This is a genomic window from Clostridium sp. LS, from assembly GCF_002760435.1.
Taxonomy (GTDB): Bacteria; Bacillota; Clostridia; order Clostridiales; family Clostridiaceae; genus Clostridium.
On sequence record NZ_AUUU01000046.1, the window covers coordinates 72362 to 98793 of the forward strand.

At 30.6% G+C, this 26432-nt stretch carries 32 protein-coding genes; all 32 read right to left on the bottom strand.

Translation table 11 applies throughout. From position 1 onward, the window contains the following. Entirely contained in the window at positions 1 to 1623 is a 1623-nt protein-coding gene (locus COL3_RS12000) for a site-specific DNA-methyltransferase (RefSeq protein ID WP_008423862.1), read from the bottom strand. Between the two features lie 14 nt (positions 1624 to 1637). Then, positions 1638 to 4247, bottom strand: a complete 2610-nt coding sequence (gene drmD, locus COL3_RS12005; protein ID WP_008423860.1) for a DISARM system SNF2-like helicase DrmD — start codon at positions 4245 to 4247, stop codon at positions 1638 to 1640. A 24-nt stretch (positions 4248 to 4271) separates the two neighbouring features. Next, complete coding sequence (locus tag COL3_RS12010; RefSeq protein ID WP_008423858.1) at positions 4272 to 5498, bottom strand: DNA cytosine methyltransferase; 1227 nt, start codon at positions 5496 to 5498, stop codon at positions 4272 to 4274. A 29-nt stretch (positions 5499 to 5527) separates the two neighbouring features. Continuing rightward, complete coding sequence (locus tag COL3_RS12015; protein WP_008423857.1) at positions 5528 to 5716, bottom strand: hypothetical protein; 189 nt, start codon at positions 5714 to 5716, stop codon at positions 5528 to 5530. Between the two features lie 169 nt (positions 5717 to 5885). Then, positions 5886 to 6503, bottom strand: coding sequence for a helix-turn-helix domain-containing protein (locus COL3_RS12020; protein ID WP_008423855.1), 618 nt, complete (start codon positions 6501 to 6503; stop codon positions 5886 to 5888). A gap of 23 nt (positions 6504 to 6526) precedes the next feature. Further along, entirely contained in the window at positions 6527 to 7522 is a 996-nt protein-coding gene (locus COL3_RS12025) for a hypothetical protein (protein WP_008423853.1), read from the bottom strand. Next, the gene (locus tag COL3_RS28740) at positions 7488 to 7652 is read right to left on the bottom strand and encodes a hypothetical protein (RefSeq protein WP_164880675.1); all 165 of its coding nucleotides are present in this window, start codon (positions 7650 to 7652) and stop codon (positions 7488 to 7490) included. Before COL3_RS28740 ends, COL3_RS12025 begins: the two co-directional genes overlap by 35 nt. 20 nt (positions 7653 to 7672) lie before the next feature. After that, positions 7673 to 8506 (bottom strand): C39 family peptidase, encoded by an 834-nt coding sequence (locus tag COL3_RS12030; RefSeq protein ID WP_008423850.1) that lies wholly within the window; start codon positions 8504 to 8506, stop codon positions 7673 to 7675. Positions 8507 to 8617: 111 nt separating this feature from the next. Then, entirely contained in the window at positions 8618 to 9481 is an 864-nt protein-coding gene (locus COL3_RS12035; RefSeq protein ID WP_008423848.1) for a GGDEF domain-containing protein, read from the bottom strand. Next, positions 9478 to 9828, bottom strand: coding sequence for a hypothetical protein (locus COL3_RS12040; RefSeq protein WP_008423847.1), 351 nt, complete (start codon positions 9826 to 9828; stop codon positions 9478 to 9480). Before COL3_RS12040 ends, COL3_RS12035 begins: the two co-directional genes overlap by 4 nt. A gap of 128 nt (positions 9829 to 9956) precedes the next feature. Continuing rightward, a complete protein-coding gene (locus COL3_RS12045; RefSeq protein ID WP_008423845.1) occupies positions 9957 to 11795 on the bottom strand; it encodes a DUF87 domain-containing protein in 1839 nt (612 codons plus the stop codon). A 20-nt stretch (positions 11796 to 11815) separates the two neighbouring features. After that, positions 11816 to 12490: a hypothetical protein gene (locus tag COL3_RS12050; RefSeq protein WP_008423843.1), complete on the bottom strand. Its 675-nt coding sequence runs from the start codon at positions 12488 to 12490 to the stop codon at positions 11816 to 11818. Positions 12491 to 12610: 120 nt separating this feature from the next. Continuing rightward, positions 12611 to 13675, bottom strand: a complete 1065-nt coding sequence (gene dcm, locus COL3_RS12055) for a DNA (cytosine-5-)-methyltransferase (RefSeq protein WP_008423840.1) — start codon at positions 13673 to 13675, stop codon at positions 12611 to 12613. A gap of 12 nt (positions 13676 to 13687) precedes the next feature. Continuing rightward, entirely contained in the window at positions 13688 to 14065 is a 378-nt protein-coding gene (locus COL3_RS12060) for a DUF3846 domain-containing protein (protein WP_008423838.1), read from the bottom strand. 6 nt (positions 14066 to 14071) lie between these two features. Then, a complete protein-coding gene (locus COL3_RS12065) occupies positions 14072 to 14638 on the bottom strand; it encodes an MT-A70 family methyltransferase (protein WP_035283401.1) in 567 nt (188 codons plus the stop codon). A 10-nt stretch (positions 14639 to 14648) separates the two neighbouring features. Beyond that, positions 14649 to 16376: a hypothetical protein gene (locus tag COL3_RS12070; protein WP_008423834.1), complete on the bottom strand. Its 1728-nt coding sequence runs from the start codon at positions 16374 to 16376 to the stop codon at positions 14649 to 14651. A 71-nt stretch (positions 16377 to 16447) separates the two neighbouring features. Further along, positions 16448 to 16981, bottom strand: coding sequence for a DUF6550 family protein (locus tag COL3_RS12075; RefSeq protein WP_008423831.1), 534 nt, complete (start codon positions 16979 to 16981; stop codon positions 16448 to 16450). 159 nt (positions 16982 to 17140) lie between these two features. Next, positions 17141 to 17695 carry a hypothetical protein gene (locus COL3_RS12080; RefSeq protein WP_008423829.1) on the bottom strand — a complete coding sequence of 185 codons (555 nt, stop codon included), beginning with the start codon at positions 17693 to 17695 and terminating at the stop codon, positions 17141 to 17143. Next, positions 17686 to 18093 (bottom strand): DUF4320 family protein, encoded by a 408-nt coding sequence (locus tag COL3_RS12085; RefSeq protein ID WP_008423827.1) that lies wholly within the window; start codon positions 18091 to 18093, stop codon positions 17686 to 17688. The genes COL3_RS12080 and COL3_RS12085 overlap by 10 nt, the downstream gene beginning before the upstream one ends. 11 nt (positions 18094 to 18104) lie before the next feature. After that, the gene (locus tag COL3_RS12090) at positions 18105 to 18920 is read right to left on the bottom strand and encodes a secretion protein F (protein WP_342590018.1); all 816 of its coding nucleotides are present in this window, start codon (positions 18918 to 18920) and stop codon (positions 18105 to 18107) included. A gap of 122 nt (positions 18921 to 19042) precedes the next feature. Beyond that, positions 19043 to 19327, bottom strand: a complete 285-nt coding sequence (locus COL3_RS12095) for a helix-turn-helix transcriptional regulator (RefSeq protein WP_008423823.1) — start codon at positions 19325 to 19327, stop codon at positions 19043 to 19045. Beyond that, entirely contained in the window at positions 19320 to 19685 is a 366-nt protein-coding gene (locus COL3_RS12100; RefSeq protein WP_008423822.1) for a type II toxin-antitoxin system RelE/ParE family toxin, read from the bottom strand. The genes COL3_RS12095 and COL3_RS12100 overlap by 8 nt, the downstream gene beginning before the upstream one ends. A gap of 75 nt (positions 19686 to 19760) precedes the next feature. Next, on the bottom strand, positions 19761 to 20690 hold the full coding sequence (locus COL3_RS12105; RefSeq protein WP_008423820.1) for a hypothetical protein: 930 nt from the start codon (positions 20688 to 20690) through the stop codon (positions 19761 to 19763). Beyond that, the gene (locus COL3_RS12110) at positions 20687 to 22051 is read right to left on the bottom strand and encodes a CpaF/VirB11 family protein (protein ID WP_008423818.1); all 1365 of its coding nucleotides are present in this window, start codon (positions 22049 to 22051) and stop codon (positions 20687 to 20689) included. Before COL3_RS12110 ends, COL3_RS12105 begins: the two co-directional genes overlap by 4 nt. Continuing rightward, positions 22051 to 22908 (bottom strand): ParA family protein, encoded by an 858-nt coding sequence (locus COL3_RS12115; protein ID WP_008423815.1) that lies wholly within the window; start codon positions 22906 to 22908, stop codon positions 22051 to 22053. The genes COL3_RS12110 and COL3_RS12115 overlap by 1 nt, the downstream gene beginning before the upstream one ends. Continuing rightward, positions 22898 to 23704, bottom strand: a complete 807-nt coding sequence (locus tag COL3_RS12120; protein ID WP_008423813.1) for an RcpC/CpaB family pilus assembly protein — start codon at positions 23702 to 23704, stop codon at positions 22898 to 22900. Before COL3_RS12120 ends, COL3_RS12115 begins: the two co-directional genes overlap by 11 nt. Before the next feature lie 14 nt (positions 23705 to 23718). Next, a complete protein-coding gene (locus COL3_RS12125) occupies positions 23719 to 24135 on the bottom strand; it encodes a prepilin peptidase (protein WP_008423810.1) in 417 nt (138 codons plus the stop codon). 62 nt (positions 24136 to 24197) lie between these two features. Continuing rightward, positions 24198 to 24530 (bottom strand): hypothetical protein, encoded by a 333-nt coding sequence (locus tag COL3_RS12130; RefSeq protein WP_008423808.1) that lies wholly within the window; start codon positions 24528 to 24530, stop codon positions 24198 to 24200. 280 nt (positions 24531 to 24810) lie between these two features. Further along, positions 24811 to 25020: a hypothetical protein gene (locus COL3_RS12135; protein WP_008423805.1), complete on the bottom strand. Its 210-nt coding sequence runs from the start codon at positions 25018 to 25020 to the stop codon at positions 24811 to 24813. Next, positions 25020 to 25853, bottom strand: coding sequence for a conjugal transfer protein TrbL family protein (locus tag COL3_RS12140; RefSeq protein WP_035283414.1), 834 nt, complete (start codon positions 25851 to 25853; stop codon positions 25020 to 25022). The genes COL3_RS12135 and COL3_RS12140 overlap by 1 nt, the downstream gene beginning before the upstream one ends. Positions 25854 to 25917: 64 nt before the next feature. Further along, the gene (locus tag COL3_RS12145) at positions 25918 to 26148 is read right to left on the bottom strand and encodes a DUF6133 family protein (RefSeq protein ID WP_099716631.1); all 231 of its coding nucleotides are present in this window, start codon (positions 26146 to 26148) and stop codon (positions 25918 to 25920) included. A gap of 51 nt (positions 26149 to 26199) precedes the next feature. Further along, positions 26200 to 26430 carry a DUF6133 family protein gene (locus tag COL3_RS12150; RefSeq protein ID WP_008423798.1) on the bottom strand — a complete coding sequence of 77 codons (231 nt, stop codon included), beginning with the start codon at positions 26428 to 26430 and terminating at the stop codon, positions 26200 to 26202. Positions 26431 to 26432 lie beyond the last annotated feature (2 nt).

Genomic DNA, 26432 nt, shown 5'->3' on the forward strand with positions numbered 1-26432 from the left:
TTACATTCCCTCGCTTTCAAAGGAACACTTATTTAAAAGGTCTTTTGGTATTTTCTTTATCTCAACGTTATCTGGCAGATTAATATTTGATTGCATTTTAGTACAATATATTAACAAAGATTGTCTTTCTTCCAACTCATTAACAAGAGAGAATACATATTTACTATTAACAAATTCATTAGTTACATGAATAAATCTATTTTCAGAAGACTTCCCATGAAAATTTCCAATTGGTTTATATTTAAAGCCTTCTATTTTACATATTGCCTCAGCCATCATGTCAAAAGTATAAGATGGATTTATACTATAAATTGGCAACTTAGAGTTTTTAATAAGTAATGGTTCTGCAAGTTCATAAAACTTAAAGCCTCCTCCACCTTGCCAATTAATAATTTTTGATATACCGCTTTGATCTGAGCCATCAACTACACCTTTTAACCTTTTAAGACAATGTGAATAACACTGCGGCCCCATTTCAATACCTATCCATTTTCTATTCATTTTGTGAGCAACAGCGGCTGTAGTTCCTGATCCTAAAAATGAGTCTAGTATTATGTCTCCTTCCTTAGTTATAAGTTCAAGACAACGCTTAATTAACTTTTCAGGTTTCTTGCCTTTTTTAAATGTTACACTTCCTTCATTTGCTATACCTTCCCATGCAATATCACTCCACACATCCGTTAATGGTGCTGTTGCAGCTAATTCTCCATCTAATTCCCTAACATTTTTTATATAAAAAGAAATCTGTTGACCATTAACAATATATACATCATCTAACCCAGATCTTTCAACTCTATAAATTACATCTTGATTTTCTATAGACTTCTTCTTAACTTCAATTATTTTTTTACCTGCACCAGTATCACTAATAGCTGTTAAGCGGCATATTCTATGTGCATTGTTTACTATAAATTTATTATAGTTTTCAATCAGCGTTTCAGGTTTTTTACTACGAACATTGTTATTTTCTTCAAAAGCTTGTGAAACGGTAATAAATTTCCAGTTAGTATAATAATCATCAGGATTTACTATCCATTTGTTATAAGCATAATCTGGTGTTCTTTTTACCCTAGAAGCATTTTCAATTAATAATTCTCTTTTTTTTGCATAAAATAAAATATGTTCTGCAGCTTTAAAAACTCCTGGATTTACAGTGCTAAAAGCAGAAGGAGAACGAGATATAACTGTTATTCTATTCATATAATTTTTTCTGCCAAATATCTCATCCATAATAATCTTACAATAATCCGATTCGTTATCATCTAAATGAACAAATATTGCTCCATCATCTGACAATAATTCTTTTAATATTCTTAACCTTCTTGCAATCATATCTAACCACTCTGAATGTTCTATACCATCTTCATAACCTATTTCTTCTCCGTCAGCATTAATTCTTGCTCCTGTATTAAATGGTGGATCAATATATATACACTTTATCTTCCCTGCATAGTCCTGTTCTAAAGCCTTTAAAGCTATAAGGTTATCACCATGTATTAGCATATTTTCAGTATTAGGATCACCATAGGATTTTGACTTATCTTCTATTAATATTCTTGGTTCTATCTTTTTCTCTTCATATTTTCCTACCCAAGTTAACTCAAGTTTACCTTGTTTTAGCATTATTGTTCCTCCGTTCAAAACTTTAGTATTAATCTAACTATCAAATAAGGATTTATATCAAACTGTTTCTTAAAATCTTCTTTAAGCTTACTTGCTTCATCCTCTATTTCCTGAATAGCTTCATGATATTTTATAATAATATTGTTACGTTCTTTTTCTCTTTCTTCTGCTTTCTTTTTATAATCTATTTTTTCTTTAAAAACTTTAGTTGCAGCACACTGCTCCATAATTTCTTGTATTTCAGATGTTATAGCTTCTATTTCTAAATTAAACTGTTCTTTTCTAATTTCTGACCAATTATTTATTTTAGAATTATTATACTGAATAAGCCCTTGGTATTGATTATAATAATTTAAAATTAATTCTTCATAGATGTCATTGCCACACTTCTCCACTTCATTTTCTTTTATATCTATTTTTTCTACTGTGTTCTCATCAATATTTTTAATTACATCAAGTATACTTTTTTCGTCTAAGTTTACTTTATTCTTTCTTTCATCAAAAACACTTAAAACTGGATATATAATTTTATCATTATTGTAAAATCCACCTATAAAAATATATCCATGATTTAAATTATATTTATTTAAAGCAGAACTTCTTACTTTAAAAGCTGCTGGTAAATTCATTTTTTCATTTGGCTTATTAACATTTTTTAAGCTCTCATTTTCATCTAAATATTTAAATATATCTGATAGAAATTTTTTATAATATTCACCTTTAGTATTATCTTTTTCCTCAATAAGTAGTGATTTTAATTCTTTAAACTTAGTATTTCTTTTCCTTTCAAAGTCCTTTTCAAGAGCCTTAAATTCTTTATTAAATTCACCTATACTATCGCAGTTTTGGTATATTTGTAATATCCTTTTTTCAAAGTTCATTCCTGATTCTAATAATCCAAGTGCCTGATCTGATGCACCAAATACCCCTTGAAACAACATAAATTTTCGAGATAAAATTTCATAAACTCTTCTATCTGCTAAGTTTTCAGTATTTAACAAATTAATTACTACTGTATCATTTTTTTGCCCATACCTATGACATCTACCAATACGCTGCTCTATCTTTTGTGGATTCCAAGGCAAGTCATAATTTATTACAGTATTACAAAATTGTAGATTTAAACCCTCAGAACCAGCATCAGTAAGCAAAAGAATTTTACAGTTTTTCTTAAAATAATCAACTATAGCATGTTTTACTTCTACATTTCGACTGCCAAATACTTTCCCAAAGTTTTTAGTCTTCCATGCTCTGTAAATATCTCCAGTACGTTTATCCGAGGTATTTCCATTAAAAATTAAAACTTCATTCTCATATCCATTTTTTATAAGTTCATTAAAAAGATATTCTTGAGTTCTAACAGATTCTGTAAATATAACTACTTTTTCATCTATTTCTAGCTCATTTTGCCTTTCAAATGCAATAGATAGTGCTTTAAACAATGCAGTTGCCTTTGCATTTTTGTCTATACTTCTAGCTAACTTTATAATGTTATCAACTATATCTATTTCATGCTGAATAAATTCATTTACTTTTTCCTTATCATATAATTCAATAATCTTATCTTCTTCCTCATCTTCACTATCATCATCTAAATATGAGAAAAAGTAATCAAGTCCTTTATCCACACTTTCAATTCTTGTACTTTCTTTTAATAATACAAGTCTATCTTTTAAAACTTCAAAGGTATCTGCAACAGCATAACTTGATGAAGCTAATAGCTTTCTTATAACCACTGTAATTAAGGTTCTATTTGAAGACGGAATTGAGTACAAGATTTCCCTCTTCAAATAATCATTAACCATCTTATATAATATAGCTTCTGAAGGTGATAATTTAAAATCAACGGTTACACAAATTCTTTCTTTAAAAGATAAATACTCTGCTACATCTTTTCTTAAAGTTCTATGTATAACTTGGTTTATTTGTTTCTTTAATTCTTCATAGTTTTTATCCTTCAAATATCTTTTTCCATATATCTGTTTATCAAAAAATATTTTCTCATCTATAAAATAAACTAATCCATATAAGTCTAATAAGTTATTTTGAATAGGGGTTGCAGTAAGGAGAATTTTAGGAATTCCTTTTGTTAATTGATATAAATTTTTTGATGTCTTTGTCCCTGATTTATGAACATTTCTTAATTTATGTGCTTCATCAAATACAATAAAATCCCATGCTGTCTTACTAAATATATCATTCCTTTTAGAAGCATAATTATAAGAACATATTATTACTGCAACATTTTTATTTTCTAGATCAACCTTTTCATAATATTCATCCATATTATAGCTGTCAACAATTATGGAATATATATTAAATTTTTCTTCAAGTTCTATTTGCCATTGTTTTCTAAGATTTGATGGCATAATCAATAAAACTCTTTTACCACCATTTTGAATAACATATTTTAATACAAGCCCTGCCTCTATAGTCTTACCTAGCCCAACTTCATCCGCAAGTATAATACCTCCAGTTTTTAAAGAAGATACTGCTGAGCAAAAAGCTTCTACTTGATGTGGATTAACATCAATATTAGAACCTATTAAACAACTATATGGATTGTTTTTCAAAAACTCCTTTTTTATACTTGCATAATGTTGTATAAAAATATTATCTCCCATAATTCTAATTCCCCCAAAATAACGTTACTCTAACATTTCCCTAATCTTTTCTGCAATACCTTTTGCCATTAATGGTGGAACTGCATTGCCTATCTGAACAAATTTTGCAGTTCTAGGGCCTTCAAAATAATAATTGTCAGGAAAAGATTGTACTCTAGCTGCTTCTCTAACTGATAAAGAACGACATTGATTAGCATCTGGATGAATAAAATAATGTCCATCCTTTGAAATATGTGCCATCATTGTTTGGGCACTTTCTATATCTCCTGCTACTACTTTGAATCTATCTAAAAAAGCCTCTTTATTTTTATGAGTACATAGCTCTTCTGGCAAATCTGTATATTTTAATCTTCTATGTCCATCATTCCAAGCATTAATAGCCAATCTATATATTTTTCTATCTCTTTCGTTATGGTTTCTGCACATATGGTGAGTTAAAATATCATTTTTCTTTCTTATACCACTCCATCTTAAATATTTATTTATAGGCTCTACGTATTCATTAATCTCTTCCCCTGGATTTAATGGACTTAAATCTCTTAGAATATCATTTACTATTGCATTAACTTTAATAGGCTGAAAATCTGGATATCTTAATCCGCTTCCTTTTCTCCAACCAATAATAATGATTCTTCTTCTATTTTGTAACACCCCAAAATCACTAGCATTTAATGGTCTTGCTTCTACTTCATATCCAACCCTTTTCATAAAAGCGATAATGTTTTTAAAGGTTTTTCCACCTTTGGCTGTAAGTATTCCTGGTACATTTTCAAACACGAACATATCTGGTTGATATTTATTTAAAAATTTCACGTATTGTTTATACAAATAATTTCTAGGATCATCTTCCATGTTATTTTCGTCTCTCGACCTACCTACAAGGGAATATGCTTGACATGGTGGGCCACCAATAATAACATCAATTTTATTAATTTGTTTTTCACGAATTATGTTGTCAATATTGTTAAATATATTCTCAATGGATTTATCTGATATTTCTTCATTTATAACTGTTGATAGTAGCTCATTTGGTACTGAATTATATAATTCCTCTTGAGAAATTTCCCCTCTGAGATATCTATAATACACGTTTATCCTTCTATGTTCTTTTAAATAATAATAGCATGTTCTTGTTTTCAATGTTAATGATGCATATTCATTCATCTCTATATGTGCAATAGGGTTAAAGCCTGCTGAGACAAATCCATCTGAAAGTCCTCCTGCTCCTGCGAATAAGTCAATAAAATTCATATATTAATTTCATCCTACTTTCTAAATATTTATTCTTTTTTATATTTCCCTGATATAATACGTGCATCAGATGGCTTTTCGGCATTTTCTGGAATTGCCCATACAGATGCGTGTTTTGTAGCTCCTTTGATTCTTCCCTCTGCACATAATGCTTGTACTCTTCTTATAGTAATATTCCATTTTTCAGCTGCATCCTGAACTGTAATGTATCCCTTCATATTGCACCTCGTTAATTTGAAAATTATATAATATCCCACTTTTTATTTTATTCGCTTTAACGTAGAATTACAATAAATTTAGATGCATTATTTTATATTTCACCATATATTTACATGATATCTTATATATTTATCTTTCAATATCCCTATAAACCTTATATTGTATAGTTCATGGAGGGTACAAATTGTCGCTCTCCCCATGACATAGTGAACTTAATGCTGACATGATTGTAATCGGCTTTCTTTTTTTACCTATTTCATAGAAAATACTAGGGTGACAATTATATTTATTTACAAGATTTGCTTTATTCGAAGGAACGCCCATTGAAACATCTACTATATACGTTTTTTCTTTCTTTGTTTCATTTTCTATAACATCTTTTTCTTCTTCATAATCCTCAAAATTAACTACTTCAATATTCTCTATATTGCTTATTTCTTCTTTCACTTCAATATCTTTTAGCTTTTCTTCATCTAACTTATTTTCATTAGCATTAGGTTTAATATTATTATTTTCAGGCTTTATTTGAAGTCTATATAGATTAGAACTTTGTCCCCCATTATCCCTATATCTTTCTTCTTTAATAATGAATCCTTCTTCTACAAGAATATTCATGTTTCTTTGTATAGTTCTTTCTGATACTCCGCAGTCACTGGCTATAGTTTTTACAGAAGGAAAGCAGGTTCCTTCTGCATTAGCTCTATTTATAAAATAAAACATTATTTGCTTTGCTCTGCTTGGTAGATTTGATTTATATACTTTATCAAGCATTTCTCCTTTTTTCACAATAGCTCCTCCTCTCTTCAAGTTTAGGTAATAAAGTCATTAATTATTTCTTTGTATATATCTTCATTAATCTTTTCATCAAATAGACTTGGTGAATATTTAAGAAAATGTATATTATCCTTTCTGTTTACAAAGCTTTTTCTTATTTTAAAATTCTCTTCATTAGATACTGAAGTAAACAAAATATTATAATTAAAATCTTTTACAGAATTAGTTGTTTCATATGTTTCTATAAGCTCATAAGGCTTGCTTCCACTGCATAAAATTTTAATATTACAGCTTTTAAATATTGCTATATTTCCTTTGTTTAAGCTTCCTAAATCAAAGATTTGATAGTTTACATCATTAGGAAATTGCTTATTAGGATAGTATTCAACTCCTTTGTACCTATAATAATTTTCAATCTTTAAGAATTCATAATAAGCGGCTATTTCTTTTAAATGGTCACTGTCATTAGCTTCTGTATAACTTACCTTAGCTCCAATATTAAATAAAAATCTTGCCATATTAAAAGCAGTTGTAGTTGTACCAACTCTTGATGATACTCCCGCAACTGCTATTTTTATATTTTTATAATTAAATGTATACTGATTTTCATGAATTCCTTTTATGTTCCAATCTTCCTCTGTCTTTCCTATATTGCTTAAACATTTTAATATTTCATCTTTAATCTCTTGTATTTCTTTAGAAATTATAACGTTGTAGATTTTTTCTTCTATAAGCCTTGATATTATTTCGTCTTCTCTTTTTAATCCTTCAGCAAAGATTATTATTCTTGAATCATACATGGCTTTAAAGGCTGTTATTGCTTCAATTATTTCATTTTCGGTATCTTTAAGAGCTTTTAAATCTATAGCAAAATAAGAGTAGTGACTTAAATTTCTCATGTCATGAATTACAAACTTTTTTAAATAGAATTCCCCTGAAAGCTTTTTAATTACCATACCTTTTTCCTTAGATAAAAAATCCAATATTCCTATGTTTTCATTGCTTGATAGATACAAAAGCACTGCTCTCACCCCTTGCCACCTTATAGTCTGCTGGTATATCTATAGGTTTGTGTTTAGGTTTATAAGTAAATAGTAAAATGACCCCTATAACCACAATTACAATATATATAAATAGCTCTATTAATAACTTCTTTTTCAAAGTACTCTACCCCTTTCTATTTATTGTTTACTGATTATCCAAAATGGACCTCCTGCATCTGCTCCTTTATTTGCTTCATTTAATACTATTGATAAATCCCACTTTTCTTCGCTTCTTGTCCTGCTTACTGGATCAGCAACTAAAATCTTTTTATCTGCTGTTACTCCCCTAAGCACAATAAAATGACCATTCCTTGTAAAATGTCCTTCTGCCATAATAGCAATTATAAGTTTACCCGCTGCAAGAGCATCTACTATCTTTTGTGGCTCACTTGAAGTGCAGCCTTCTACTTTAAGTCCAAAGTGTTTTGCCCCATTAGGTATTAACGTATGGTAAGAACCCACCCCTTCGCAGTAATAGCCTTTTTCATAAGACCATTGACTCATTTGAACTGGATCAACCTTTTTATCTGTAAGGCTTGACACAACTATAGCAAGAGAAGTCGGACCACAACCACTTCTTCCTATAGTACCTGTTTTTCCATAAGGCTTGTCCTTCCACCTTTCATCAGCTTGATTATAATAAAACACTTCTGTTACTCCATCTTTAAAAGATACTCCTGAAAAGTCTAATCCACTACTTTCTAAATAACTATTGTCATTAGAATTTATCAACTGTTCATATCCATACTGGCTTCTTATATTTTTAATCTGTGTTAACTCATTTCCAAAGAAAATGCTACTTAGCATTTCAAGTGGATTTGTAAGAATATATACAATAAAAGCCAAAATTAAAAGCACCGAAATAATCGGTGCCAGTGATATAAAAATTATTTTATTTCTGGTTTCATCATCTTTTGCAGCTTGAATTACTATTTTAGCAATTGTAGCTGCTGATTTCGGATCTAATAGCATAGAACCCGCCTCCATTATTATTTTTAAACTAAAAAAGAAGAATTGAATTATTACATATCCTTCTCTAAACTAATATACAAATTGTTACTAGACTATAGATTTATTAAGATTTTATGCCGTTATACCTGTTTCAAAATCTTCAATAATAATATGATCATTATTATTCTGTTTTGCTTTTGTTGATGCTAAACTTGCTACATTTACTAAATTTCTTATTGTTTCTATCCTATCGTCAATTATTCTGTCACTGAAATTACAACATGCTATGCCAACAGATGCTGAAACTGGAATATTATAAGGATAATTATAATCTTTTATTGCCGTTACTATTTTTTTAGAAAGAATTTTACATTTATTCGCATTATATGTAGTCAAAATTGCAAATTCATCCCCTGCATATCTACATAAAAAATTATCTGGTTGTATATTTTTTTTAAGTAAATCTGCCACAATTTTCAAAACTTTATCTCCATTTATGTGTCCAAACTTCTTATCAATATATCCAAAATTATTTAAATCTATAAATATTAATGAAACTTCTTTTCTTTGCTCTATTAAACTATTTATATTATAAAATAAATAATCGCTTTTATATAAACCCGTTAGTAAATCAATATGTCTTCCCAATTCTATCTTTAATTGACTTTTCGTAATAACCCCTACAACTTTACTATTATATTCTACAAATATTACATCTATGTTCTGATTAAAATCAAATAAATTTTTAATTTCCCATGTAGAGGTTTCTGAGCCTACGCAAATATATCTATTAGTCATAACATCCGCAACTATTCTGTTAGGATTTGCAATTCCTAATTCTCTTAAAGTTAAGACTCCCACTAACTTTTTCTTATCATAAACGGCAGAACACTCTATGTTATTTTGATAAAAAATTTCCTGAACTTTTTTTACTCCATCTAATACGTCTACTTTATAAAAATTTTTATCTATTATATCTAAAACCCTTTGTATCATAAATCTATAGATTTGCTAACATTGATAGTTATATTAACTTGCGCCTTTATAATCATATCTTCATTAGCAATCCTTTCAACCTCCTCCATTATTATTGGAATAAGTTTATCTTGCGGAAGCATATTTAAGATAGTCCTTCTAACAACTATTGCTTCCACGCACTGATGTTCTATTTTAACTATTTCATATTGATCAGGAGATAATATATCTACCATTCTTCTAGCAGCCTCTGGACCTATTGGAGCTTTCTTACCAACAATTAATATGTCTTGCATAGGAGGCATTTCAAACTCTGAAAATCTCATACTTATTTCAGCTTTTTTAGTTCCTTCTGATTTATATCCCATAAATATGTCACCTTCCTTAATTTCATAAACTATATTATCATAAATTGTCTAATTATTCTATTATTTTACTTGAAATTTATTTTATTGTCGATAAATTCCATAGTTTAATAATATTACTCTTATATTATTTATCTTCCCCCAGCTTTCCCCATATACTCAAATTTATATTCAGGTATCTCAAACACAACATGAAGTCTTTTAGACCCAATCATGAATAAGGCATTGCCTCTCTTTTTACTTGCAAGAAGCTCTTCTTCTGCATCTGTTAAATTGTAAAGTTCCTTTGTTTCTTGTAAATTTCTGCCATCTGTACCCATTATAATTTTAAAGCAAGGTATATCAAGAAGTGCCTGTCCATACATTTTTATTTGTGGATCAAGAAAATCTACAACTGAATGGCTTATTATAGCAACTCCTGCTTCATATTTTCTTGCTCTCTTTTCAACATTTCTTAAAAATACTAGACTTTGAGGTACATTGGTATCAATCATAAGATAAGCTTCATCGCAGATTAACAATACTCTTTCATTTCTATCTTTGCTCATCTCCTGCCAACACCAAGTAAGAATATTAAAATATTGAGTCCTTTTAATATTGTCATTAGTATTTTGTAAATCATGGGTATCAAGACAAATACATCTTGTGTTAGTCTTAATAGAGCTATATCCATTCCAAAGAAAAGAATCACTTCCCATGGCTATGTCTTTTAAAAGCAGAGCAAGGTCATCATAAATATTGGCTTCACTTTCTTTTCTTGTTTTTTCTTTTTCCTTTGCTTTTTTATCTATCAAATTATAAAGGTCTAAAAATATAGGAAAATCCTCATTATTTAATTGGTTTATATCTGTATCCCAAGTTATGCCAAAGTTATTATATAGCTCAATTAAGCAATCTTTAAGAATAGCTCTTTCTCTATCTGTTAAGGATGGAATGTATAGACTAAAAAATATTTCTAAATTCTTAATATAAAGAGCCATATCACCCATGCCTTGACCTTCATCTTTATAAACTTCATCATTATCATCTACTGGTGTTGGTCTTATTTGGAGTGGATTTATTCTTCCATTGCTGCCTCCACCTGCATTAATCCAATCTCCATTTAAAGCTTCGCATAGCTCTTTGTATTCTCTTTCTGGATCTACAAATATAATTTTAGTACCTTTCATATATTCAGATAAGGCTATATGCTTAACTGCTGTAGACTTTCCAACACCAGCTACTCCCATTATAACCATGTTAGTGTTGGTTCTATCATTTCCCCTCTTCCAAGTATCCAGTATAATTAATCCGCCACTAGAATCTCTTCCAAAATAATAACCTGTTCCATCATTATAACCGCTTGATGAAAAAGGAAATCCACCTACAAAGGTGGATAAAGGAACTATTCTGCTTACTATCTGCTCTATATTTTCATCTGAAGTATAAAAGGGTGAACAGTTTTTAAATGCCTGTTCTTGCAAGTTTGACAGGTTTCTTGGTTTACATTTACTCATGGCACAGGTACTTTCAGTTTTTCTGCAAACTTTATTGAAATTTTCATCTTCTCTTGATATTGGCATAATGGTAATTCCCATAAGTCCAACAGTTTCACCGTTTTGATCTATTTGCACCATTATCTTTTCTCCATCTAAAGCTGAACGTTCTGCCCTTTTCTGAGCTAGTGGGTCTTTGGCACTTTCTGCTGCCCCACGACTTTGTATTACATTTCTTGAAAGACTTTCGATAAAAGAAGAATTATCAATAGGTTTAAAGGTTATACTGACAATAGTACTTGGTATATTAGTAATTTTAGAAAGCCATCCATAATCAACTTTTTGAGGATATTTAACTATTCCATATACCTTTCCAGTATTTTCGCCTATAACTAAGCTGTTTCTTTTTATTTCTAGTCCCATTGGAGTTATTATATTTAGCAAGGATTTGTTTAATAATATTTCTTGATTTAAGGTATTTTTATTTTTTATCATTTTCACATCTCCCTTTTCTATTAAAAAATAGGGATAGTGGCTTCAAACTCACTATCCTCTATATTTGTATAAGCTGGATTATTTACAAGATTACATAACCTTACTATATCCTGCTGCTTTAATATTTCACATTGTATGTTTCCACTTTCAAACTTTGACTTAAATTCATAGCATCTTTTAGATATTTCTCTTTCTATATCTTCTTCATACCTTTCCCAAAGCATTATATAAAACTGCCTTTCAACAACTTCTCCAGATAAGGCATAATTACTCATTACAAGCATTTCATTTCTTAACAAATCCTTTTGCTTTTGATCTGAGCTATTTGAAATAATACCAGTATACTCATTTATAAGTGGTGAAATATCTACTGGTCTTGATACTGCTAAAAACTTATAAGGCTTTTGCTCACTGGAAAGTTCTGCTGTGAGAGTCTTACATAAAAGCTTTTTTTCTCTTTCTGATAGCAAATCAATGCTTATAGGATTAATTTTTATATACATGATAATGTAGCCATCTCGTGTATATAAATAGCGTTCTTTAACATCTTTTACATTTACAAACTCATTAGCAGTTTTCTGCTCTTTATTTTCTGTAACCTTTGTCCTTTTACTATTTTTCTTTAAAAATAGCAGTGTTAAACCTCCACAAATTAAACATAGTAATAACATAACAATTGGTATAATAGGTTTCATGGTGCACCTCCTATAGCTCTAATCCTTCTTTAATTCTTTCATGTTTTAATATTAATATCTTTTTTTCATAATCCTCATTTTTGCTATTCTTTAAGCAGTGCATATTATCTAAAATTCTAGTCACTCTACTCTTAATCTTGTGCCAATTTCATATACTATTGAAACGGTAACTGAATTACCAGCTTGCTTATATAACTGGCTATCTGAATTGACTGATTGTGCTTTATAATAAAATTCATCAGGAAATCCTTGCAATCTAAAACATTCAAGGGGCGTAAGTTTTCTTATCGCCCCACCCAATAATATTCCGTGTCTATCTTGTGTTGTTAAAGTAAACATTGGTTCATTTTCATTTTTAAATCTACGCCCATTTTGACGTTTTTTAAATCTTTCTGGGGTAAGAACAGCTCTTGGAATAACTAAAACTCCGCTATTATCTGCAGCTCTATTTGTAATTCCAGAATTATATCTTGCTTTTATACATCTTGCATTTTCAGTTACTTGAGGTTTTAAATTTAAGTCAACAAAATATAATCCTGTTTTTGCTCCTTGACCGCCTCCATGAGAAGTTAATGTTGTACTTAAACCATCTATACTATATACCCTTTGTCCTTGTTTACCTCCTATAAGCTGCTTAAGAGTTTTTGGGTTGCAACTGATGATAGGAAATATTTTTGTGAAACTTCTTCCTCTAATATGTGCAATAATGAACACTCTTTCACGGTTTTGTGGCACTCCGAAATCTTTGCTGTTAAGCAATTGCCATTCAGCATCATACCCCAATTCATAAAGTGTACTGAGGATGGTTTTAAAAGTCCTGCCTTGGTCATGCGATAGCAGTCCTTTGACATTTTCAAGAAGAAGAAGTGGAGGTTTTCTTTCATTAACCAATCTGGCAATTTCAAAGAACATAGTTCCTCTAATATCTTCAAATCCTCTCCTTTTTCCTGCAATTGAGAAACTTTGACAAGGAAATCCTGCACATAGCAATTCAAATTCGGGCATTTCTTTTGGATTGATTTTTCTGACATCATTAATAAACCACTCTCCTTCACAACTGTACATAGCTCTATAACTTCTATCTGCAAATTTATCTACTTCGCAATGACCTACGCATTCATGTCCAGCCAATTCAAGTCCTAATCTAAATCCGCCTATACCACTAAACAAATCAATAAACTTCAAGTATTCTCCCTCCTATATCTCCATATCATCTTCATAATCTGGTACATAAACATCCATAAAAGCTGAGTCTTCTACTTCTTCCCGAGAATAATACTCTGGTTCTCTAAACCTTTCATAGTATTTTGAAATCTGCTCATCTGTTAGTGAAATAGATGCTCCATCTTCATTAAAGCCGCAAAGAAAAAACGTACCAGCAATTATGTCTCTGCCGATACGTCTGTTTCCTTCAAGACCTCTTATTTTACCTTCTTCATTACAAACAAGGCTTGTATTATCATCTAAGTCTACCATTTCAATTGAGCCTCCAACTATCTCCTGCATAGGTTTTAAACCTTCTTCTATTTCTGCAACATAAGGCCTTATTTGAGGTTGAACTATTAATACTCTCATAAGTTTTTACATCTCCTTTACTTTTTTAATACTTTCTCTAATATCTAAGCCATCAATTTCATTACCAAGACAAACCCATCCTTCATGAGTTTCTCGTGCAAAGAGTTCAACTCTGGGTAAATCTCCGCAAAGCTCAATTATTCTTTTCCTTACTTCCTCAGGTTTTTTACTATGCTTTTCAATAGGTAAATCTATAACTGAATGAACTGCTTTTGATATTCTTTTAGGGTGACCTTTAGTTCCAATTAGGCATATTTCCGGATTAGCTCTTGTCCAAAATCCCAGTCCCCAAAACCAATTTGGACTTTTCTTATTTCTCTTTACCCAGCAAAACCCTAAGGTTTTATAAGTAAATCCCCATCTTTTCATAGTTTCAAGCCCTACAAGTAAGTTAGGAAAAGTAACCCATAAAAATAAAATACAATCTTCCATAGCTAAACTTGCTACGTCAAGATTGTATATATCTTCATGACTCATAGTATTATAATGATTTTCAGCAGATCTTCCTCTACCTTTTTTAGAATACACTTTATAGCTCCAAGGTGGATCAGCATAAATTATATTAAACCTCATAGGTTTCACCCTAAAACTGTGGGCCTATATGCCAATCGTCATACAAGCTGCCTTTTATGTTTACATAATCATTTAAATTAACAGAAAGCATACCCTCTGGTGTCCATACATCTATTACTTCTGCATATACAGAATAGGTTCCATCTGGATACCATATTGGAGTAAAATGTACTCTTTGATTATAGGTAGAATATTTATTTTTTCTAAGCTGAAAACTTGAGGAATAACCTGCTGTTATCATTTCTAATACTCTATTATAAGTTTTATAATTAAATTCAGGATAATAAGAAATAACATTTTGAGCACCTGTTATGGATGAGCTTGGAGCATTAGAACTAAGATTAGAATTTACATTTAAGTTTATTCCATATCCTGATTTCATAGTTTTTGAATAGGCTGTAGGGACTTTAGCATCTGGCTGAAGGTTCATATTGGCTGAAAGATAAGCATAGTAACTTATCCATTTATATTTCCAATCTCCTCTATCAACCCAATGACCATTATCAACCCAGTATCCTGTGTTTTTACCTGTACTAACCCAGCTCCAGTTTGCCTGCCATTCCCATTTAGGTTCCCAATAGCAATCCCATTTTCCCCATGTAGCAGAAGTTTTTGGAGCTTTACTTGGAATACTAGAAGCTTTAAAACTTGGATTTTTATCATTAGCAGTAGGATTTGGTGGAGTGTTTTCTTTAAGGTCTACTATTTTGGCTGTAATATTTGCTTTATTTGCAAATGCTCCACTTATACTTACATCTATATTTAATGTTTGTGGTGTTTTGGGAGTGTGCCATTTAAACCAAACCTTTTGAGATTCTCCTTCTGGAATATAAATATTACTTACAGTGTAGTTTTGTCCATTTACTCTAAAGCTTACAGATACAGGATTGTCAGGTGTTCTTCTTCTATCTGTATTTACAGTTATTGAAGTAATAACATCTGTGTCACATCTATATTCATAGGAATTACTATCAATATCTACTCCCTTATCCGCCTCACTAAACCTTATGACACCAAGTCCTAAATAGGCTTTTATTTGAGTATTTGATACCTTTTGATTACTCGATCCTGACCAAGCAGCAAAACCTAAATCAGAAGTTTGTAAAAACAAAGCAAGGGGCAAATTCTTATGAGATAAACTTACCATCTTTGCTCTTAAACCTCCTCCAAGTTTTTCATCATATAATGCTGCTTCATGTGCAGTCATTGCCATATACACTCCTTGAAAAGTCATGTAAGCTATAGGTTCAATAAGTATTTTATAATCTCCGCTTATAAGATTTTCATAATTCATACCAGTAAGGCTTGCAATTAATTTTAGAGCATATTCAGAACAAAAGTATTTTTTAGTAGCTTCAATATTTATAGTATAGCTACTTGAACCTATAATTCTTGGCATAGGTTGAGATGGAATATAATAGTTATACACACTTGTGTATGCTTGCAAGGAACTTCCGTTTCTATATTGAATTTTTGATTTCTTTCCAAAATGTATTTTTATATTATTTTGATTTTTATTTGAGAAATCAATAGGTGTAGTTACTGGCATTTGATCTCTACACCTGATAACAGTAATCCTTACCCCATCATTCCCTGGATTCCAAAAGTTTTGAGATGATCCATTTCCCATTCCACCTCCTCCACCGTCAAAGTTTCCATCTCCTTCAGCAAATACACTTATAGGTACAGAAAAAATTATTAACATTAAACAAAGTAAAAATGCTGTTACTCTTTTCATAAGCTTACACCTCCAAAAAAATAGAGAGTACAGATTTTGACCATACTCTCTAAAAATACTTTTTTATTAAACTAATCCATTGTACCCACTTGCTTATTAATATCACCATCAGATGTTACATTTGTTCCTTGACCACCACCACCTTCATCGTTAACCCAACCAAACCCTGGAACATATACTTGTCCTTTGTTATTTTTTTCTCCTCCCTTAGGACTTGATTCTTTCTGTGGTTTTACTGCTTTTTCAGGATAAGTAGGTACTTTATTTTTATTTGTTATATCATCTGTAGTCTTAGGTTTTTCCTTTGGTGGTTCTGGTTTTTTAGGTGCTGTTTCAGTATTACTACTTACAACATTATTTTGAGAGGATTTTTCTGTACTATCAGCAGCATTAATAACTGGTACTTTAGCTTTTTCTTCATTTTCTGTTTTTATTTCGTCTACCTTAACTTCATCTACCTTATTAATATCTGATAAAACTTTATCCTCTTTAGTTTTAGGTGTTTTATTTACATAACTTATTAAGCCTGCTCCAAGAGCTATAGCTAAAACAACAAGAAATGTTACAGTTAAATTTTTCTTTACATTAAAATTAAGTTTTTTCATCCACATTCACTCCCTTAATTTTTTTCAACATAACGGTTTTTTTTGCCCTTGTTAAAAAATAAACATACTTTTTGTATTTTGTCCAGATGTTTTTTTAATTTTTTATTTTCACTTATTCACACGTTGTCCACACGCTCTCCTGTGGATATGTAATTAACTTTAGAACTTAGAAGTATACCCTGCATTGACCTTTAAGTTTATTTGTAGTGGTGGCAGCTTATCCCATCCAAAAGATAAAGGCACTTCAATATGGATAGTAGCTTGAGCTTGAAATTTATTTGAAGTATTAGGATTTAACGGTGCTAATGGTGTATTTATAATATTTATTTTAAGATCTGAAAGCTTATATTCTGTCTCTTTTCCCGTAAATTTAATGTGATATACACCATTTTTCTCTAAACCTAAAAGATTATCAAGATAAGTAAATATATCTCCTGTATCTACTTTACTCTCCCATAAATTAGCTTGGTTTAGATTATAGCCTCCACTATATCCTTCACGTAGCCCATTATATACATCATCATAATTTTGAGTCGCCACAGCTATTACAGAAGTTTGAAGTGCATCCCTTACTCCCTTTGCTATAATTTGAAGCCTCATGTATTCTGATACTGCACTAAATATTATTATCAGTGATAAAACTATTGCACAAGCAAGAGAAAGAGCATTTCCTTTTTTCTCCTTCAATATCCTTCTTATGTTTTTTACTTCCAATACACTTCACTCCTCCCCGTAGCTTTAGATTTAAGTTCAATAGGAAAAGAGCCAAAACTAAAGAAACCTATATCCACCGTTTTAGTAACTGTTACAGTAATTTCATCATTTAGCTGTACTTTATTTGTTCCACTAATGTAATTTACCTGCCATGATATAGCAGGACTTATTCCTGTTTGATCTTTTAAACTTTCTACCTTCGCACTTACTTCCGTACCTACTCTTCCTGAAATTTCTGCGGTTCTCATAATTTCATTGGCATAAGTATTTAATTGATTTTTTGCCACAAATACAGGAAATATTTTTACTGCAAAAGCAATAACCATCATAGCTGCAATTATAATAACTACAGTATCAATATATCCTTCGCCTTTCTTTTCTTTTAAAAGTTTAATCACTGCACCACCTCCTAGAACAATTGCCCCATGGTTTTCATTATTTGAATCCCCATTACAGCAAGATACATTAGTACAAAGCACATAAGCATTGCAAAGGAATATTTTCTTATTTTTGATGGCTGTTTTGCTGCTAGTGTTTTAAGCCTTTGAAGTTCTAATTGCTTTAAATCATGGGATAACATCTGAAAATATACCACTCCATCATCACCACGAAGTACGCTTATAAGCCCTCTTACGACCTCTGAAAGTGTTGAACTTCCAAGTCTTGTTTCAAACCTTGTAAGTGCTCCCTCAAAGCTTCCTGATTTCATATCTGCAACAGTTATTTCAAGTTCTCTTTTCATGGCTTTTCCTGCATTTTGCTTATAAGTTTCAAGAATAGACAGTATATCTCTGCTTGCTTTAAGCTCTTGAGTTAGAGTAGCAGTAAATCTTGGAAGTTCATATTCTATTTCCTCTCTTTGATTTTTAACCTTATCCTCAGCCACCTTAATTTCTTTAAAATATATTGCTATAGCTAAAAATAAGATTACTGGAGTTATTATTGGTAAAATAAATAAAGCAGGAATAATACTAAATAGTACTAAACCTGCTTTAACATAAGCTTTTGCAATATAGGTTTCTGGAGTTAAATTTATTTCTGCGGATTTTAAAATTGCTGTAAGTTTTCTTTTTTTATACTCATTAAGCTTTATAATTTTTGAAAGCTTAGTTGATAGCTGTAATATATATATTTCCACATTGTGTGTCTTTTTCTTTTCTCTCCTGCTTATACTTATTACTGCCTTTGAAGCTTTTAAACTAGGCAGCTTTAACAAATCTGCCATCAGCATGTATACTCCAAAGGAGAATAAGCAGGAGAAAATAATTAGTATTGTTAACATATATTAATTTCACCTCACACAAAAACACGCAAAGCTTTTGCCTTGCATGTTCCAATTATTTTTTATTACCTTAATTCAATATGAATTTCTTTTCCTAATCCTTTTGCAAGCTTGCTAAGAAAGTCTAAAGAGGGATTATAATTTCCACTTTCAAGCCTGCTAATATTTGATTTTTGAGTTCCTATACGGTAAGCTAATTCTTCTTGAGTTAAATTTAGTTCTCTTCTTGCTTTTATTACTTCTGAAATAAGCTCATAGCGTGGTTTTAGTTTTTCATACTCATCTTTGAACTCATTATCCTTCATAAGTTCTTTTTTAATTACTGAGAAATCAACACTTGCTTTACTCATCTTCACACCTCTTTTCAAAATCTTCTTTATACCTTTTTGCTTTTTCAAGCTCTAGCTTTGGCGTTTTATCTGTTTTTTTAAGAAATCCATTTAACAATACAAAAGTGTCTCTTTGATAAGTGAAATAAAATATTCTTGATGCATCTGATCCTAATTTTATTCTTAACTCATATATTCCTTTATATTGTTGCCCTTTAATGGGTTTTACATAAGGTTCTTTTAAATAAATGCCATGCTCCTTTAAAAGTTCTATTTCACTATATGCTTTTGCTCTCATTTTAGGTGAGAGTGATGATAAAAATTCCATTACAGGGATGTTACCATTTTCTCTTTGGTAGAATTCAACCTTCCAATCCACGTTTATATCTCCCTCTTTATAATATATGCATTTATTAATTATATGTTATCATATACGATAACTTTAGTCAATGTCTTATCTCTTATATTCCACTGGTTTAGTTAATTTAATTACTGCTGCTAATGATATAAATATGACAGTTATGCAAACTGCAAGTATTGCTTTCCCTATGCCAGTAAATAGTAGCGTTTCGTACCATTCCTTATTTAGAAAATACATTAGTGGAATATTTCCTATTAAAAGTATAGTCATAGTTATAAACTCTTTCATAGGTTCATAAAGAAGATAATCAAGTTCAGCTCCTACTATTCTCATATCTGAAAGCTTTGACACTATTGGTGTTAAGGTGGTTTTTAAGTTTTTATCCTCTTGGCAGGCTATTACTGCATCTACCCATTCTCTGAATACATCATTATCTATTTTGCTCCTAAGGTTTTCTAATGCTATTTTCATATTAGAATTTATAAGCTTTGTTTGAGTTAAAAAACCTTTAAATACATCTGATACTGGTGGATTTAGATAGGTTATATTTTCATCTACTGCGGTTATTATACTTTCACTTCGCATATAGGATGTGGTAATTACTGAAAGAGCTGTTTCAAGTTCAGCATTTAACTGTTTTTTAAAAAAGTTTGCTGTAAATTTTATATACCAAAAAGGTACAAGCGAAAAGCCTATAGAGAGCACTGGAACTAAAAAGAAGTTATTCATAGATACAGCTACAATAACTCCCATTACAAATAAGAAAAATGAAGCTACACATAGAGTATAAAACTTTTCTGTTTTTCCTGTAATCTTTAGTATTTCTTTAGTTTCTTCAAGAAGAAGCTTTATTCCTCTTAGCTTTTTCTTATTTGTAGCTTCTTTAACCTTTGTTTTAATAGTTTTTTTCTTTCCTTTAAATTTATTTGCTATAGCTTCAAAGAATTCAAAAGGTGACAAGGAAAGTAATATAAAACTCCCTGCAATTATTCCTAAGAAAGCTATTAATTTTAATAAGGTCATTTTTCTTCACCTTCTTCTACTACATTTTTAGAAAGCAAGCTTTCTAGTACACTTAATGGCATTCCATTTTCAAGAAGCCTTTTTTGAAGACTCTTTGATATATCCTTTACTTTTTCATAGTTACCTATTATTTTAACTTTCCCATTTTTTACTGTATTCTCTTTAATATGATAACGAAAAAGAGTGTGAATTTGCCTTTTACCATTAGGCAGTATTTCACACTCTGTAATTTCCATTACCTTTCTTGAATTATCTTCAAGCTTTTTAGTAAACAAAACTATTGGAAAAGCTTCTGTAACTAAAGAATATAAGGTGTCATCATTTATATCATATTTCATTTTACAAAGGGTCATCATACGAAAATAAGTAGCTTCACAGGAATTTGCATGGGTTGTAGTTATTACTGCATGTCCTGTTCTTGCTGCCTCTTGAGCTGCAAAGGATTCTTCTCCCTTCATTTCCGCGACACATATATAGTCAGGGTTAAAGGTTAAAGCACTTTCAAGGAGTTTTTCTTGATCTATATTCTGCTTTTTATCTTCACTATATCTTGTTACTGTATGGACTATATTGTTTATTACCTTTCCTTCTTCATCTGTTTTCACAAGGTCAAACTCTCTTGTTCCATTTTCTATGGTAAATATTCTTTTATCATCTGGAATTGTAGATAAAAGCCAGCTCATTAAGGTAGTTTTACCTGAAGACGTTGCTCCTGTTACACACATACTTATGCCATATCTTAAGCATATACTTAAAAAATCCAACATTTCTTCTGTAGCTGTGCCATTTTTAATAAAGTTCTCTTTTGCTAATTTTTGAGGATTTACAATCCGAATAGAAGCTGAAATTCCTTTATCATCATCTATAACACCAGTACCAAATACAGTTATTCTTATTTTGTTTGATAAGTGTCCTCTTACTATGGGTTGAGAGTTATCTAAAATCATTCCCGACTTATGAAGCAGTCTTCTTATTACATCTATAGCATGTTCAGGTGAATTGAATTTCTCTTTTGTAGGCAGAATTTCTCCGTTAGTATAAGTTATTTTAATATCTCTCCACTGATTTATATTGATTTCTTCTACATCTTTTCTAAATAAATACTTTGTTAAGAATGAAAACTCTGCCATCTCTGAATAAAGTTTTTCTACAAGTTCATCAAAACTTAATCCCTCTACCCCTAAGGAATAGTCCATAATATATTTTGAAATATAGGATTTTATTTGCTCCTTCTGCTCATTTGGGTTATCTGAAATAAGATTTGAATATTTATTTGAAATATGTTCCTGTACATCCTGTAGTATGTCTGGGAATTCTTTTAAGTTTTTCCCTGTATTGAAAAACAAAGCTGCATTATTCACTACTTAGTTCCTCCCTTCCCAAAGACAAAAGCTTTTTTAAATAAGGAAATCTCTTTTATTTTTGATTTAATTTCTACAGCATTCTTTTTTGAAATTGAGTTTTTAGTATTCTCTTTTTCATCTATAAGATAATTACTTAAAGCTCTTATAGTATTTTCATATTCTAAGCTATTCTTATCCTTTAGATGGTTAAAAAGTGATGCTGATAAAAATTGATTTTCTATTTCTTCTGTATAGGGCAGCTCATATTTTATTCCTCTATACATTTCTATTATCTGATCCTTTGGTTCCTTCTCCTTTACCTTTGATAAAACCTTAATATGCTTATCTACATTAAATCTTCTACCTGCAAGCAGTGGCAAATAAGAAGCGAAGTAGGATATTGCCTTTAAATTACTGCTGCAAAGCCTTACTACATTATCTGCCATTTCAAGTGCTACTGCTGATAAGGTATCATAGGCAAAAACACTTGAACAATCTATAATAACATAATCTGCAAGATGCCTTAGAAGTATTAAAAAATCAACAGCTCTTTCCTTTGAATAAGAAGCATAAGTAAATATATTTTCTCCTTGAGAATATCCTAGGAGACTTATATAAGGATTTTTTTCTAAGGTAAAGCATTTTGATAAAATATCTTCCTGAGTTATTTCTGGAGCTGATAATATGCTACCTAAAGATTTATTTTCTTCTTTTGCATAGGGTAATATTGTCATAATGCTTGGTGAAAGCACATCACAAAACACCACTATAACATTTTTCTTTTTTGTAGAAAGTTCTTTAGCAAGTTTAATGCTTACAGTAGTTTTTCCTGCATCAGGATTTCCCCAAAGAGCAATTATTTTATTATTGTTCATTTGTACTTGCCCCCTGACTTACTGAGTTATCTGTATTACTCATATTTCCTGTACTACTATCTTTATTATCATTTATAAGCTTCTTTTGCTCATCTAAGAATTTTTGAGAGTTTTCCTCTGAACCTCTATATATTAAGGACACATGGATTTTACTTTTTTGTTCAAGATCTGCAAGCAACTTTGCTTGAGTTCTATTTACTAAAAGAGTTATAGTAGATGGCAATTCCTGTTCCTTATCTTTTTCATTTGTTTGCTTTTGATTATAAACCCTATCTGCTCCTTCGCTAGTAGTTACTGCAAGGACTCTTACATATTGAAGCTCTTTCGGTATAACAGTTTCTCTAAGCTCACCATAATCTGATGCAATTATAGAAATAATATCTCCTGTTTGAAGTTTTCCTGAAAGCCCTGCAGCAAAGCTTTTTATGCTTATTGATATCGCCTGATTATTACCATCAAGACTATATAGATATTTATTTTCTGCTAAAGGACTATTTGAAATCTTTCTACTTAAAATATAATCTCCTTTACTTAAATCTGCTGTAGCATACTTTCCTACTGCATTTTCTTTATTCTTTATAACTTCCTTTGGCAAATTGTAACCGCCAACTTCTATAATTTCAACCTTATCTGCACTTATAATTTCTCCCTTAGAAATATCTTTACTTATCCTCACTATTTTAACCTTTGACTGTAGTGCATTATTGTATAATGGTGTTATACCAAAGCATATAATAAGAGATAAAACTATAGCTGAAAGTCCTATTACCGTTCTGTTTTTTAATAAATTTTTCATTCAAAAATTCCTCCTCAAAATAATAAATATGTTAAAAAGCACCCTACCGAAAGATAAGGTGCTAATGGAAAGGATATGTTATTATCCTTCTTTTTAATTTTGTAATAAATTTTATTTACTGTTATAGCAATGATAAGTCCTAAAAAGCTTCCAACAAGCCCTCCTTTCACTCCAAGGAAAAATCCATTAGCTCCCATAAACTTAACATCACCACCACCTATACCTCCACCTTTTATTAAAGCTGTAATGAAAAATGGCATTGGGACAAATAATAAGCCTATTATTGAATTTAAACTGTTTAACTTGATTAATGCTACAATAATTATTACGATATGAACCTTATCTGGAATAGTTTTAGTCTTTATATCACAAAAACTTGCATAGGCTAAAATTAAGACATACAAGATACCCTTAAGAACAAATATATCCATCCCTAACTTTTCACCTTTCTTTCAGTCAAAATTAAAGCACCTTTCATTCAATTAAGTAAATGTTAGGTGCCTATATTCCATTCATCCAAATATTTGTATCTATAAACCTTTTGAGATTTATGAAATCTAACCATGAATTTTATCTGATCCACTACTGAAATATTAGTCTTATCTTGTGTAAGCATCATAACTGAACCTGCTATGGAAGTTAAAAGGAACACCACACAAAATGCGGTGTTCCTTGTTGTTAGATACACTACTATATCAATTAATGCTGCAACAAAGGTAGCTCCCATGGATTTTAAAAGTTCTTCCTTCCCAAAACCTTCAAAAATTTCTGTTCTTGTTTTAAGTCCCAGTGGTATATATAAAGTTTCTTTTTCAAATTGCTCCATTTTTATCCTCCATTCTTATTTCGTTTTTACCTTCTTTCTTATTTGCTTCTATATAATCAATTATAAGTTTGTCCATTTGTCTGCTTATATCTAAAATTTCTTCCGTAAGACTTTCATCATCTATAGAGGCACATATTTCATTTAAAACAACCTATATTAGCCTTTTAGAAAGAGGTAAAAGAAAGCCTACTCTTAGTGTTATTTTTAATATTTGTAACAGTTTAAAAGTTAAACCTAGTGTATTTATTGGTAAAATAGAAATACTCCTTAAAGATAAAATTTAGCTATAATAGTTCATTATTAATTCTTTAATTTGCCATATGCACTCAGCTATTATATAAAAAATCGCTGTGTTTTTTGCTCTTTTCTTATACATAGAGCTTTCTTCATCAGATGCTCCCATACGAATAAGACAGTAAATTACCCTAAGTACTGCCCCTGCTCTTATTAATACCATAAAAGCATCTGCCATTTCTTTTACTAAATCCATTACTTAAAAGCTCCTTTCGCTATCTGTACAAGTCTTACAGATTGATATATATTTCCCATTAATCCAGAGCCTTGACCACCAGATACGATAATAAATTCTTGAAGGAATCTTGGTGTTTTTATGGCAAGCATTAGGGCTGCTATTCCCCAAAAAACATGAGTATTAAGCATTAATGCTACTCCTACCTTTGCAAGCACTATCTGAACCATCACAGCTAAAGTTGATTGAAAAAACTTTTGTATATAGGTTCTAAATACTCCTTTATCTGCATCTAAAATACCTACACAGGCTAAGGGAAGTCCTATCCTTAGTATTAATATTTCCATACCTCTCATTAAAAACTGTAAGTATAAAAGAAAGAAACATATGAAAAATATCAGGGATATTATAGCTGTAAATAGTCCTGCACTTGATATTCCTGTTATTACTGCTGAAAAATCTGTTGTCATTCCCTTACTTATTAAATTTATTACCTTATCTGTTAAATCTTCAACTATTGTTGCAAGCCAAAGATATAGTGTAGGAAAACTTATTGCTATTGCCAACGCTTTAAAAAATCCAGTAAGAAATACTAAGGGATCTGCGTCTGCATCACCTTCTGTCCAAAGCACATACTGCTCAAAGCCTTTCTTTAGAAATTTAAGCACTATAAGAGATATACCAAAAGCCAAAAATATATTAAACACTTCCGTAAATCCATTTGTACCAATTAGAGTATCCATATATTTTTCTGCATGAAGAGCTATCGGGACAAGATCATTTAAAAGAGAATTTACATATACAAGGCAGCCACTTAATATCCCTGCAATTAGCATTACAAGTAATGCCTCCAACATCATCACCTCCAAGTTTAAAGGGCTTTGAAGTTTAAACTTGCAAGCCCTTTAAACGGTTTTATTAGCCTTTAAAATTAAACATATCCTTTATTCTTTGAGTTAATGTTGGTAAAACTGTATCTTTAAATAATAGATATAATCCACCAAGTACAAGTGCTCCTATTACTACTGACATTAGGATCTTTACTGCGGTATCAACAAAACCCTCACCACTTTTGCTCTTTAAGGCTTCCTTTACTGAATTCACCTTATTCATCGCTTTTAATTGCATTATTAATACTAAATTTCTCATTAATAAATACCTCCACTTTTTATATTTTCTTTTTACTTTTTTTATAACTTTTTAGCCCTTGAAATTGAACATATCTTTTATTCTTTGAGTTAATGTAGGGAGAACTGTGTCCTTAAATAATAGATATAATCCACCAAGAACTAATGCTCCTATTACTACTGACATTAGAATCTTTACTGCGGTATCAACAAAGCCCTCACCGCTTTTGTTCTTTAAGGCTTCCTTTACTGAATTCACCTTATTCATTGCTTGTAATTGCATCATTAATACTAAATTTCTCATTA

What these genes read in the sequence shown, in the direction of transcription:
- COL3_RS12000 (WP_008423862.1), bottom strand. Translation starts at nt 1,623, where the DNA reads ATGCTAAAACAAGGTAAACTTGAGTTAACTTGGGTAGGAAAATATGAA.
- drmD (WP_008423860.1), bottom strand. Translation starts at nt 4,247, where the DNA reads ATGGGAGATAATATTTTTATACAACATTATGCAAGTATAAAAAAGGAG.
- COL3_RS12010 (WP_008423858.1), bottom strand. Translation starts at nt 5,498, where the DNA reads ATGAATTTTATTGACTTATTCGCAGGAGCAGGAGGACTTTCAGATGGA.
- COL3_RS12015 (WP_008423857.1), bottom strand. Translation starts at nt 5,716, where the DNA reads ATGAAGGGATACATTACAGTTCAGGATGCAGCTGAAAAATGGAATATT.
- COL3_RS12030 (WP_008423850.1), bottom strand. Translation starts at nt 8,506, where the DNA reads ATGCTATTAGATCCGAAATCAGCAGCTACAATTGCTAAAATAGTAATT.
- COL3_RS12035 (WP_008423848.1), bottom strand. Translation starts at nt 9,481, where the DNA reads ATGATACAAAGGGTTTTAGATATAATAGATAAAAATTTTTATAAAGTA.
- COL3_RS12040 (WP_008423847.1), bottom strand. Translation starts at nt 9,828, where the DNA reads ATGGGATATAAATCAGAAGGAACTAAAAAAGCTGAAATAAGTATGAGA.
- COL3_RS12045 (WP_008423845.1), bottom strand. Translation starts at nt 11,795, where the DNA reads ATGATAAAAAATAAAAATACCTTAAATCAAGAAATATTATTAAACAAA.
- COL3_RS12050 (WP_008423843.1), bottom strand. Translation starts at nt 12,490, where the DNA reads ATGAAACCTATTATACCAATTGTTATGTTATTACTATGTTTAATTTGT.
- COL3_RS12060 (WP_008423838.1), bottom strand. Translation starts at nt 14,065, where the DNA reads ATGAGAGTATTAATAGTTCAACCTCAAATAAGGCCTTATGTTGCAGAA.
- COL3_RS12065 (WP_035283401.1), bottom strand. Translation starts at nt 14,638, where the DNA reads ATGAGGTTTAATATAATTTATGCTGATCCACCTTGGAGCTATAAAGTG.
- COL3_RS12070 (WP_008423834.1), bottom strand. Translation starts at nt 16,376, where the DNA reads ATGAAAAGAGTAACAGCATTTTTACTTTGTTTAATGTTAATAATTTTT.
- COL3_RS12075 (WP_008423831.1), bottom strand. Translation starts at nt 16,981, where the DNA reads ATGAAAAAACTTAATTTTAATGTAAAGAAAAATTTAACTGTAACATTT.
- COL3_RS12090 (WP_342590018.1), bottom strand. Translation starts at nt 18,920, where the DNA reads ATGGCAGATTTGTTAAAGCTGCCTAGTTTAAAAGCTTCAAAGGCAGTA.
- COL3_RS12095 (WP_008423823.1), bottom strand. Translation starts at nt 19,327, where the DNA reads ATGAGTAAAGCAAGTGTTGATTTCTCAGTAATTAAAAAAGAACTTATG.
- COL3_RS12105 (WP_008423820.1), bottom strand. Translation starts at nt 20,690, where the DNA reads ATGACCTTATTAAAATTAATAGCTTTCTTAGGAATAATTGCAGGGAGT.
- COL3_RS12115 (WP_008423815.1), bottom strand. Translation starts at nt 22,908, where the DNA reads ATGAACAATAATAAAATAATTGCTCTTTGGGGAAATCCTGATGCAGGA.
- COL3_RS12120 (WP_008423813.1), bottom strand. Translation starts at nt 23,704, where the DNA reads ATGAAAAATTTATTAAAAAACAGAACGGTAATAGGACTTTCAGCTATA.
- COL3_RS12125 (WP_008423810.1), bottom strand. Translation starts at nt 24,135, where the DNA reads ATGGATATATTTGTTCTTAAGGGTATCTTGTATGTCTTAATTTTAGCC.
- COL3_RS12130 (WP_008423808.1), bottom strand. Translation starts at nt 24,530, where the DNA reads ATGGAGCAATTTGAAAAAGAAACTTTATATATACCACTGGGACTTAAA.
- COL3_RS12135 (WP_008423805.1), bottom strand. Translation starts at nt 25,020, where the DNA reads ATGGATTTAGTAAAAGAAATGGCAGATGCTTTTATGGTATTAATAAGA.
- COL3_RS12145 (WP_099716631.1), bottom strand. Translation starts at nt 26,148, where the DNA reads ATGAGAAATTTAGTATTAATAATGCAATTAAAAGCGATGAATAAGGTG.
- COL3_RS12150 (WP_008423798.1), bottom strand. Translation starts at nt 26,430, where the DNA reads ATGAGAAATTTAGTATTAATGATGCAATTACAAGCAATGAATAAGGTG.